11 protein-coding genes are annotated in these 11,146 nt (G+C 46.0%); 3 read left to right on the top strand and 8 right to left on the bottom strand.

Going from position 1 to position 11,146, the window contains the following annotated elements:
* Positions 1-258: 258 nt before the first annotated feature.
* On the bottom strand, positions 259-522 hold the full coding sequence (locus QUA43_RS27995; RefSeq protein ID WP_333378654.1) for a hypothetical protein: 264 nt from the start codon (positions 520-522) through the stop codon (positions 259-261).
* A gap of 406 nt (positions 523-928) precedes the next feature.
* On the opposite strand from QUA43_RS27995, the gene QUA43_RS27990 reads away from it, so the two are divergent.
* Both QUA43_RS27990 and QUA43_RS27985 read left to right on the top strand, forming a co-directional pair.
* Complete coding sequence (locus QUA43_RS27990; RefSeq protein ID WP_333378651.1) at positions 929-1,204, top strand: BrnT family toxin; 276 nt, start codon at positions 929-931, stop codon at positions 1,202-1,204.
* A complete protein-coding gene (locus QUA43_RS27985) occupies positions 1,188-1,400 on the top strand; it encodes a hypothetical protein (protein ID WP_333378649.1) in 213 nt (70 codons plus the stop codon). Before QUA43_RS27990 ends, QUA43_RS27985 begins: the two co-directional genes overlap by 17 nt.
* 237 nt (positions 1,401-1,637) lie before the next feature.
* Here QUA43_RS27985 and QUA43_RS27980 read toward each other — a convergent pair whose 3' ends face one another.
* The 7 genes from QUA43_RS27980 to QUA43_RS27950 form a co-directional block, all read right to left on the bottom strand.
* Positions 1,638-1,931 carry a TIGR03792 family protein gene (locus QUA43_RS27980; RefSeq protein ID WP_333235586.1) on the bottom strand — a complete coding sequence of 98 codons (294 nt, stop codon included), beginning with the start codon at positions 1,929-1,931 and terminating at the stop codon, positions 1,638-1,640.
* Positions 1,932-1,957: 26 nt separating this feature from the next.
* On the bottom strand, positions 1,958-4,168 hold the full coding sequence (locus QUA43_RS27975; protein WP_333378646.1) for a PAS domain S-box protein: 2,211 nt from the start codon (positions 4,166-4,168) through the stop codon (positions 1,958-1,960).
* 264 nt (positions 4,169-4,432) lie between these two features.
* Complete coding sequence (locus tag QUA43_RS27970; RefSeq protein WP_333378643.1) at positions 4,433-4,618, bottom strand: hypothetical protein; 186 nt, start codon at positions 4,616-4,618, stop codon at positions 4,433-4,435.
* Positions 4,593-5,801 (bottom strand): AAA family ATPase, encoded by a 1,209-nt coding sequence (locus tag QUA43_RS27965; protein ID WP_333378640.1) that lies wholly within the window; start codon positions 5,799-5,801, stop codon positions 4,593-4,595. The genes QUA43_RS27970 and QUA43_RS27965 overlap by 26 nt, the downstream gene beginning before the upstream one ends.
* A 71-nt stretch (positions 5,802-5,872) precedes the next feature.
* Positions 5,873-6,193 carry an RNA 2'-phosphotransferase gene (locus QUA43_RS27960; protein ID WP_333378656.1) on the bottom strand — a complete coding sequence of 107 codons (321 nt, stop codon included), beginning with the start codon at positions 6,191-6,193 and terminating at the stop codon, positions 5,873-5,875.
* Positions 6,159-6,422 carry an RNA 2'-phosphotransferase gene (locus QUA43_RS27955; RefSeq protein ID WP_333378637.1) on the bottom strand — a complete coding sequence of 88 codons (264 nt, stop codon included), beginning with the start codon at positions 6,420-6,422 and terminating at the stop codon, positions 6,159-6,161. The genes QUA43_RS27960 and QUA43_RS27955 overlap by 35 nt, the downstream gene beginning before the upstream one ends.
* A gap of 320 nt (positions 6,423-6,742) precedes the next feature.
* Positions 6,743-7,426: a methyltransferase domain-containing protein gene (locus QUA43_RS27950; protein WP_333378634.1), complete on the bottom strand. Its 684-nt coding sequence runs from the start codon at positions 7,424-7,426 to the stop codon at positions 6,743-6,745.
* Between the two features lie 516 nt (positions 7,427-7,942).
* On the opposite strand from QUA43_RS27950, the gene QUA43_RS27945 reads away from it, so the two are divergent.
* Positions 7,943-10,816 (top strand): diguanylate cyclase, encoded by a 2,874-nt coding sequence (locus QUA43_RS27945; protein ID WP_333378632.1) that lies wholly within the window; start codon positions 7,943-7,945, stop codon positions 10,814-10,816.
* Positions 10,817-11,146: the final 330 nt, after the last annotated feature.

The following is an 11,146-nucleotide window of genomic DNA, read 5'->3' as shown; positions in this document are numbered from 1 at the left end:
TCATTTTTATTTAACGATTTTACTAGCTTTTTCATTTTAACCCTTTTTTGACATATTCGCAAAAGTGAGATGCACCCGCTCGGTTGTCATGCGGTTGCGTCGCTCGGCAACTAGGAGAGTATTAGCAACTTCTAGTGACCAAATGCCTGGTACAAATGCTTCGCAATCTGGCATCATCGTGAGTATAGCATTGGCATAATCGTTCTCTTCATCGACTAAGCACTAACTAATGGCTACAGAACTCCAATACAAACTGCATTAAAACCTTCGCCCTTCTTCAATCATGGAACGGATTGAGCTTTTATCCAAGGCAATTTCTTGCCGCAGTTGTAGCATTCTCGCAATTGCTGCTTGAATTGATTTTTTATTAGTCAGTTTTCCCCAAGCGTTATACTTCGGTTTAATTTCCTCTGAGGGTATACTCTGTACAACTACTACCACTTCAACAGAAGTATCTTTAAACTCAGTGGGCATTTGGAGAAGCAATATGCCATCGGTTCCAATATGCGAGATTAGTTTCATTGTTTCCATGTCAGACTCCAGAAACTTTGAGCAATTCTAGTTTACCTCAAAACTCTTCACCCAAGCAAATACTAAACAGTGAAATGCTTGCAGAGATAGCGATCGCCCTTTCTTTTTTCTGATGAGCGATCGCATAAAATGAAAGTGCGATCGCCCCTCACACCGAATACCAAACACTGCGATGATTGTACGGGTGGCGATCGCCCGATCAAGGTGAAGGAATCCCAGCCGAGAAAGCCATGACAGCGCTACAGCAGCAGTTCAACATTCCTCAGAGTCTATGAGTTACTAGAAGTCAGTCACATTGACATTTTTGATTTTCGCCATTTTGCCCTAAATAGTAAAATAGACCAGTAAGCTAGGCAATTGCCAATCTCCCTCTTCTGCTTGAGAGTAGAATAGATATATGAAGTTTCAGTGGGACTCAAACAAAGCCAGTAGTAATGCCAAAAAGCATGGTGTGTCTTTTGAAGAAGCTGTCACTGTCTTCGGAGATCCACTGGCTATTACAATTTCTGACCCTAACCACTCTGTAGGTGAGTTCCGTCTTTTAACGATCGGTCAGTCAAATTTACAGCGCCTTTTTGTTGTGTCCCATACAGAACGAGAAGGTGAAGTGCGTTTAATCAGCGCCCGTTTAGCCACCCCACACGAGAGAAAAAGCTATGAGTCAGGAACCTGAAATAACAATTAATGACGAGATGAGACCTGAATACGATTTTTCAGGTGGTGTCCGTGGCAAATACTATGAAGCCTATATGAAATCAAGTAATGTTGTGATTCTCGATCCAGACGTAGCAGAAATATTTCGAGACTCAGCTTCTGTCAATGAAGCGTTGCGATTGCTGGCAAAAATTGCCAAGTCTGTCACTGTCTAGGTAGTGTACACAGCACAACAAATCAGATCCGAAAGTTTCCAGGTTATCTGTGGTTGCATAGGTGGAAAGCAAGGGGTGGTGCGATCGCCCCTCACACCAAATACCCAACACTGCGATGATTCTACCAAGATCGATCGCCCTTCACACCAAATACCAAATCGATGTCTGCGGTACAATCAAGGTAAAACGCATGATTAATCTTTCAAAAATTAACACGATCAACTGACTGCTGACTAACTAATGCAAAAACTTGCGAACTTGATATTCGCGACTTTCGGCGATCGCAATTTGCAAATCGCCCATTTGGGCATCCAACTCATCGATTGTGCTTTGTGGCACCGACTTCCACTTCTCCCTAGTTTCCCAGCGAATCAACATCACCACCTCATTTTCTACCGGATCTACCCAAATTTCTTTGCCTAAAAAACCGTCCCAACTTTTTAGTCCCGCCGTCCAAACTTCCTGATCTCGCTGAATAAACTGCTCCCACTTTTCTTGAGGTACTTTAAATTTGAGCCACTCAATTACCATCTTATTTCCTATTTGTAAATAGCTAATTAATCGTTGCTGATCGCAATTTTAATGATCAACTCCGTTCCCTCTCCCGGACGCGAAACACAGTGCAACTTACCGCCGTGCTTTTCTACTACTAAATGCTGAGATATTGCTAGACCCAAACCTGTGCTCGTGTCTGGACATTTAGTGGTAAACAAAGGGTCAAAGATGCAGCCGAGGACTTCTTCAGTCATGCCAGGGCCGTTGTCACTAATGGCGATCGCAACTTCGTTTTCCCCTACCACGAATGTCCGAATCCGAATTTCGGGATTGAATATTTCACAGTTCGACCTGGCTGAAGATAAGTAAGACTGATTTTGAATTTTACCCGACTTTTCAGGATTTCTTCCCCCTTCTTCCAAAGCGTCGATCGCGTTTGTCAACAAGTGCATGAACACTTGGTTTAAGTGTCCCGCATAGCAGTGAACTCGCGGCAAATCCCCGTACTCTTTAACTAGAGAAATCCCCGGTCGTCCCCCTTTAGCTTGCAGGCGATTTTGCAAGATCAGCAAAGTGCTGTCCAAACCTTCGTGGATATCAGCAGGCTTCATTTGGGCTTCGTCGGTACGCGAGAACAAGCGGAGCGATCGCACGACATCGCGAATCCTTTCGGAACCGATTTTCATTGAATTTAGCAGTTTTGGCAAGTCTTTTTTGATGAAGTCTAAGTCTAATTCTTCCATCAAATATTGAATTTCCGGCACGGGATGGGGATAATATTTTTGGTAAAGGTCGATCGATCGCAGCAGTTCTTGAATGTAGCCCGTGGCGTGGCTGACATTGCCCGAAATAAAACTAACTGGATTGTTTATTTCGTGCGCGATTCCTGCTACCAACTGACCCAAAGATGACATTTTTTCTGTTTGAATCAGTTGAGTTTGAGTTTGCTGCAAAATTAACAGCGTCTGCTCTAATTTAGCCGCTTGTTGTCGCAGGCGTTCTTCTGATTCTTGCAAAGCTAAAAGAGACTGTTTGCTTTCTGTAATATCCAATCCCACAAATACCGCCGCCGTATTGTTATGGTATTTTTGAGCGACAATTAGATAAGTTTTATTTTCTCCTCTGATGCTCGCTGTTACTTCTTGAGATGTCTTCTTTTTATGGTTTGCAAAGAAATCGTATACTAAATCGTTAAATTTGGGACTTGTATCTAAAAAACCTACTTTTTGACCGAGAAATAGTTCGGCTGGCATTTTATAAGCGCTAGCTAAATGTCGGTTTACTCCCAAGTAGCGCAAATCTGAACTTACCCAAGAAACTAATCCGGGCACCGCGTCCAAAACGGCTTGAAGTTGCTCTTTAGCCTCTACGAGCGCTGATTCTGCTGCGAGGCGAGCGGAAATGTCGCGGGCGATCGCGCAGCGGTATTCACAGCCGCCGTATTCTAAATAATTGACTTTAACTTCGACGGAAAAACTGGCGCCGTCTTTGGTTTTGTAACTGGTTTCAAAAGTGAGGTTGGTTTGCTGCTTGAGTTGAGCCCAGTGTTCGGGCCAATCCGATGCTGGCAACTGCGAATCGATGTCGCTAACCCTCATGTTTAGCAGTTCCGATTCCGAGTAGCCGAAAAGATGGCAAGCGGCTTGATTCGCGTAGCAAATTTGACCGTCGGAGGTACTAAAAAAGATTGTATCAGCAGCATTTTCGAGGGCAATTTGAGTTAGTTGTGGTATTGTTTCTAACTGCTTGCTTTTGACCTCGAACTGAAATTTATTAGAGCAATCGGTTTGAGCGGGAGCCTCAGTTATCATAGATGCAAACAAAATCAAACCGCCGATCGCACCTTCGTTATTTTTCCAAGGCTGAAATACCCATCTTACCGACTCGCTGACAGAGCAGCTTGCGGTTTTTCCTGATACAGATGCGATCGTTCGCCCTGCCACAAACTCGCTGTATTCCAAAACTCCCGCCAAACAAGCCTGGGCATTTTGCTCCCAATATTCCGCGAGATTCGGGAACAGTTCCCAATGAGATCGGCCGATGACCTCACCGTCGCCCAACCCGCAATCTGTTTCCCAGCGACGGGAAACCGACAGATAGCGCATTTCACAATCTACCATTGCCACGGCTTCGGCGGAGCGCTCCACAAAGCGCCGAAATCGCTCTTTACTCTCGGACACGGCTGCCTCTGCGGGTTGTTGGGCGATCGGGACATTCCCGTCAACGTACCTTCCCAGTCCCTGACTTTTTTGCTGAACTGGCTTAGTTTGCACGGTTTGGGATTTCCTCCATAGCTGTCAAGTTTGAAAAACTCTGTTTTAGACCAAAAATGCTGTTTTCCCCTGATTTCCTCTCTCGGACAATACCCTTAGAGGGTATCACCCATCATTGATATCATTTTTGATGGGGATATGTCTATAGGCATTGCTATCAACTTAAGACCAAAGCTAGTGCCCGCCTGCTGTTTGACGATGAGGCATAGATCACGCCGGCGCCCTCAAAATAGTCAGAGGGGACTGGATTGATTGTTCGGTATTTTAGACAAGTTCCCAAAAGAATGCAACTGTCGGCCCGCGATCCAAACCATGAGCTTCCTCAGTCATTCCCAATTCTTTAATTGAAAATCCCATATCGAACATGGTATGAGATCGTGTAGCCAGTGCGATCGCCAGATAGCTTGATAATTCAAGAGAGCGCTCAAACAAATTTGTGCGTAAATTCACTGGTAAAATCCACTCTCCCTTTCCGTAACATTGCAGGATCTAATCTTTCAGTCGTGTTGCAAGTCATCAAAACTACGAGTTTTTGCTGAAATTGAATGCCGTGTTCGTCGATGACGCTTTGATACAAAGTTCCATCCAGCAAACTCAAAATGTGTTCAGTTTTGTTAGTGCGTTGGGCCTCTGCGGTCGATCGATCTTGAGCCAAATTATCAGCCTCATTGATAATAATACAAATCCGCTCCAAATAACTCGGTGGCACAAAATTTTCCACAGCATCGTGATCTAAGATAAAAATTACATAACCCAGCGGCACTAAAATTTCCTTTGCTACCGCTTGCGTCCAAGCAGTTTTTCCCGTCCCCGGTTCCCCACTAACCAAAACAGCCAACTGATTTTGATCTAAAATTGCCTGCTGAACTGTATCGGTAAAACTTTGAACCTCCGCAGAAAACGTGCGAATTGGGAACTGGCTGTGAACCTGTCCGACGCGGCTTTTGTACCCGCCCAGAATCACCGCTAAATTATAAGTTGCCTTGCTAACGAGCGGCGCAATATCTTGGCAAATCAGAGTGTAGCAGCGTCTTCCCCTGTCGTAGCTGTCAATTTGTAGCCAGCAGCCGAATCCAGCCCAAGAAGCATAAACAGTACCCAAAACTTCCAAGCGTTCCCAGCTAACAAACCGCTCTGGGGGATAAGAAAAATGTCGCTCCATAAAAGACTGGGTAATTGCATCCGGTTTCCCTAGCAAATCCAGAACTTTGAAAACAGTAATCTCTTGGAGTTTGTTGAGAACGTAGTCGATGGGAATGCTAGCGCGGCTGACCATTTGCACCACAGGCGTTTCGGTAACTAAAACATCTTTGTAGCGGTAATCCGGGTAAACTGGCTGCGGAGTAATGTAATCCCAAAATTCATCAATTTCGTAGCGAGTATTTTCCGAAAATACATTTAAAATATTTGCCCACCAGGTATATTGGTGTCGTCCCATTGCGTCGGCAATGTCGCTAGCTGCACCTAAAGTTTTTTGAGCTAGTTCTAAGGGGTCGCTAGACGCTAAATGTACCAGGTGTTCCCAATCAAATTGACGGTAAAAAGGTCGCCAACCAGAGCCTAGCAGACCTCTATTTTTAGAATTGCTTTGATTAAAATTGTTTTCGCGATCGCCCATATCTTCCGCACTCATTTTGCAAAACTCCTACTTACTCTTATTTTACAGTTTTTGTGGTACACATTCTACAAAAAAAGTGAAAATTATCAACTTATTTTGAGATAAGCGGGCGGCACAAAATCTACTAACCAAACTTTGTTTTCCGAGCAGTAAAATGTATGACCGTCGCGTTGCATGGCTGCGGTATCTACAGTAAAAACTGCCGGGATGCCATGTCTTGCACCTACTTGGCGCGCCGTCTGGATATTCACCGACAAATGAACATGATGCCGCGACATTTTCCTAATTCCTTGACTGAGAATAGACTCGACAGCAGTGCTACCTGTTCCGTGATATAAAATATCCGGGGGAACACCGGGTTCTAACTGCAAGTCAACCTCTACGCTGTGTCCTTGGTTGGCACGAATTAGAGTACCTGTGGAGTCGAATGAAAAGCGCTGTTTGTCGTTTTGCGCGACTAACTACTTCCTTGAGTTCTGCAAGCTGGACTGTAAAGTTGTTTTGTTGGCACGCATTGAGGAGTTCGCTAACAGGAACCCAGCCACCTGGAGCGAGTTCAATGCCGATGCGCGAGGGCGCGTGACGCAGGTGTTTGCTGAGATATTTGCTGATTTTAACTAATCGATAATCCTTCATGATTTTACTTTATTTATTTAGCTTTTAACTCACCTTTTACAAAATATCACTAGCGGGTTATGTCGTTGATTGGAGGCGGATTTGGTGAATCTATTTTCACTGCCAGAGGGCGCTTGAGTGAACCGCATCTACAGGTCTCCGGAAAATGATTTCCGGACGTAAAAAATGGTTTTACGCGCAAATTATAGCGGTAATGTGCGCCCTTAAGTACCTACAGGATTAGGCTCAGCGTTCGGGATAAAAAAGTTTTCAGTGGGCGATTTTTCACGAGCGTGATCTTTTGATAATTATCAAAAACTCTGCATTCTGCCGAATGCCTTCTACTTTGGGATAACTCCGCCAAAAACAGCAAAATTTAGATAGCGCCAGTGACATCCTGCGTCTGCAAAACCCGCTTCTGCCAGCCACTTGGTCTGCTCTTCCACAGAGGAGGGAATATCTTCTTCTAAATATTTTTGAAACCAGGCTGCATCGTCTTCTCCGTTAGCTTTCATGTACTGCCGCCACAAGTGTTCGTATTGCTCAGTCAGCCGGGGAGTAGCACCTGTGACAATATCTCGAATTAGCAAGATTCCCCCTGGATTCAGCGAGTGGAAAAGTTTGTGAAATAGCTGTTGTTTACCTGCGCTGTCGAGGTGGTGGATTGCCAACCCAGAAACTACCACATCGTAACCGCTGCCGAAATCATCTTCGGCGAAATTTCCTTGCTGCAAGGTCAGCCGTTCTCCGAAAGCGGACAAGTTAGTTTGGCAAATTTTCAGCATATTTTCTGCGATGTCAAAGGCTGCGACATTTGCTTGCGGAAATCCTTGCAAAATCAGAGCCGAAAGTATGCCAGTTCCCGCGCCTAAATCCAGAACTTTTATGTTACCCTTAGTTTCAGAATGGATTAACTGCAATATTACATCGTGTTGCTCGTCATATCGCGGAATGAGGCGGGGAATTAAGCCGTCATAATCAAATGCTCTTTGTTCAAATTGCTCGCGTACAGCGTCTAAATTCACAGACGATTTTCCTCAAATTGTTAATAGTTGAGTGCGTCAATGCAGGTGGGCGGTTCTCTTCTCTGAAGGTATATTACATTTTATAATACAAAAAATATACAGAGCTGTCAAGATGTTGAAGAAAATAATTTAAAAGAAGTTATGGACGATCGCCAGATCGGGACTTCGTGCACCCAAACATACCCCTGATTTGAGAACTGTCTAGCCCTGCACATATATATGCTTGAATGGATATGAGGCCCAAGGGCACAGATCCGAAAGTCTGTGCAAGACGAGACTTTGTGCCAGCTATCAGGAGTAATTGTGAGAAAAAAGTTGGCGGTTATGATACCCGTTGAAAACAAGAATGCCACTGTAGGCGCTTACTCCCCACCGTAAATTTATCAATAATTCCACATAGTAAAATATAAAATATAAAATATACAAGGGAATTAGCCAGCAGCCGATGCTCGGCTAGATATGAAAAAATCAGTCCTCAGATTGACAAAATTTAGCCCGCTATAAACAAAAATTGAGGTGACTCCCGAGTGGATGTGGTGTCTGCTAATTTTTCCGGAAGATGAAGAAATGCAAAATATTGCACCCGCAGGCGCGGAAAAGAAAATTGTGATAATGAATCAGGATGCGAGTAGATCAGGTGTCAGCCGTCAGGGGAAGATAGAAGCAATGGAAATCCAACAATGGAGTAAGGAGAAACCCGATCGCCAGCAACAAAACGCGTCCGATCGGCTCGATCAATTTTCTACGACAAAAGAACTAGATTCGTCGCTACAAGAATGTTTAGATTTTAAAATAGCGATCGACCGATCGGCACTTGCGGTGAGGACTGACGCGCGAGGAATTATCAACTATGTCAGCGAAAGAGTTTGCTCCATCTCCAACTATTCCCGCGCCGAACTAATCGGCACCCACTTCGGTATCCTCCATTCGGAATATAAATCTTCGGAATTAATCAAAAATCTACTGTCAACTGTTGCCAAAGGTGAAGTTTGGGAAGGAGATATTCAGAATAAAGCCAAGAATGGCAGGGATTATTGGGTGTACGCAACAGTAGTTCCGCTGTTGGACTGCAAGGGAAAACCCTGTCAGTATTTGGCGATCGGATTCGACATCACCGATCGCAAAGCCGTTGAAGCAGCCCAAGCCGAAGCCAACCAGGCAAAAGACGAATTTCTGGCGATCGCCTCCCACGAACTGCGATCGCCCCTGAGCGCGATTTTGGGATGGGCGCAGCTAGCTCGATCGCGCAATTTCAACCAAGCCACCACCAGCCACGCTTTGGAAATCATCGAGCGCAACGCCAAATTACAAAACCGTCAAATAGACAATCTCCTCGACCTCTCGCGGCTGCTGCGGGGGAAAGTGTGCCTGAACATCGGTCGAGTTCACCTCCCGTCTATCATAGAATCTGCGATCGACATCCTCCGCCCCGCCGCCGATGCTAAAAACCTCCACGTAGAAAAAGATTTCGACCCCGCCGTAGGCTACATTTGGGCAGATGCAGAACGCTTGCAGCAAGTAGTCTGGAACCTCCTTGCCAACGCCATCAAATTCACCCCAGAATCGACACCAAACCCAGTTCAAGTGCGGATCGAGCCTAGTCCGTCCGGCGTCTTAATTCGGGTCAGCGACAGCGGTTGCGGCATGGATCCCAAATTTCTGCCGCACATCTTTGACTACTTCCGCCCCGCAGACAACTTCCAGACCAAGGAACAAAATCGGCTGGGGCTGGGGCTCTCAATTGTGCAGCAGTTGGTGGAACTGCACGGGGGAAGTGTTTGGGCTTCGAGTCCCGGTATCGGTCAGGGGGCGACCTTTGGGGTGCTGCTACCGATTGCCAACAAAAATGCACCCGACGATCGCACTGCTGCGATCGCTCAAAGTGAAAGCAGACCCGGATCGGTTTCCAAACCCCTAGCGGGAAAGCAAGTTCTGGTGGTGGAAAGCAGCGCCGAGATCCGGAAATTTCTCAAAACAGGCCTCGAAGCATTTGGAGCCAAGGTAACAGCGGTGGGTAGCGCCGCCGAAGCGATGGCGGAGTTGCAACAGTCACGGCCCGACGTGTTGGTGAGCGATATAACGGTGTCGGGAGCCGACGGCTGCGATTTGATCCGCCGCATCAGAGCAATGGAAATGTCCGAGCAGAGGGAACTGCTGCCGGCCGTGGCGCTGACGACGGGAGGCATTGAGGAAGAAGATTCGGCATCGGCTCTGGAGGCGGGGTTTCAGAGGCATTTGTCGAAGCCGGTGGAAGCGAATCAGTTGGTGAGCGCGATCGCCCAATTGGCTGGACTGACTGGATTCGGCGCCGGAGAGTGGGGTTCGGGAAATGTCGGGGCGAGCGGACCCCAGACCCCGCTGCCGGAACCTAACAGTTCTGACGACAAAAATAATGGGGAACTATTAACAACTGACAGCAGAGAATTACCGCTGTTGCTGGTAGTCGAAGACAACAATTTTTTGGTGGCTTACCTCCAAACTTTATTAACTACGTACTATCGAGTCGCCGTGGCGAGTGACGGAGTTGAAGGTTTAGAAAAAGCTAAAAGTTTGCAGCCAAATTTGATTGTGAGCGACCAAATCATGCCCAGACAAAACGGGCTGGATTTGCTTAAGGAGATTCGGAACACGCCAGAATTGAAATCTACTCCGGTAATCTTTTTGACAGCGCGATCGGGGATGGAAGCTCGGATCGAAAGTTTGGATGCGGGTGCTGATGATTATATTTCAAAGCCTTTTGACGAGAGGGAATTGCTGGCGAGGGTGAGAAATTTGTTGCGATCGCACTCAGCCGAACAGCAGTTGGCGGAGCTTAACCGTCAGTTGCAGCAGCAGAAACAGCAGTTAGAAACAGTGAATCGAGCCTTGCAGTATTTGGCAAATTACGACAGTTTGACGGAGGTAAGAAACCGCCACTCTTTTAATGAATACCTGGATACGGAATGGCGACGTTTGGCAAGGGAAGAAGCACCGCTGTCTTTGATTATGGGCGACATTGATTATTTCAAACTTTACAACGACACTTATGGTCACCAAGCGGGGGATGAATGTTTGCGGCAAGTGGCGGCGGTTATCCAACATTCTGTAAAGCGACCGGCAGATTTAGTAGCGCGTTACGGTGGAGAAGAATTTGTGGTAGTTTTGCCGAATACGGATATTGAAGGTGCGGCTTTCGTAGCTGAAATGATCGCACAACAGGTGCGGGGTTTGCACATAGCTCACGCTAAGTCTGCTGTCAGCGAATACGTCACGCTGAGTTTGGGTGTAGCTTGCTGCATTCCAGGGGTCAGATCGCAGCCGGGGGAGCTAATTGCGATGGCCGATGAATCGCTTTATCGGGCGAAAGAAGCAGGGCGCGATCGAGTTTCGGTTGCCGCATTTGAAGGATAATATAATAGTTAAATCAACTTGTATTGTGTGTCTGACATCGATCGTTTCGATTTAAGCTGAGATGTTGCACCATTCTCGCTTAATAAGGAATGAAAAATAAATAAGGTGACTAATAGAGCAATAGTTTATCTTGGATCAAGGCTTCTGGGGTTTAAGTATGCAATTTATTGATTTTTCATTCCTAACAGGCTTTCCGGCCTATTCCACAAAAAATGAGTTTTCTTGTGGGGTAGGCAGGAGAACCCGCCCAAAAAAGGATTATTGATATTGGTGCAAGATGTGAGTTTAAACAGGTTTTTTGGATCAGACGCAACATACCAATGTGCTCGC

Source organism: Microcoleus sp. N9_B4 (genome assembly GCF_036701635.1).
Classification (GTDB): domain Bacteria; phylum Cyanobacteriota; class Cyanobacteriia; order Cyanobacteriales; family Microcoleaceae; genus Microcoleus.
This window is presented reverse-complemented; position numbering and strand designations above follow the sequence as displayed.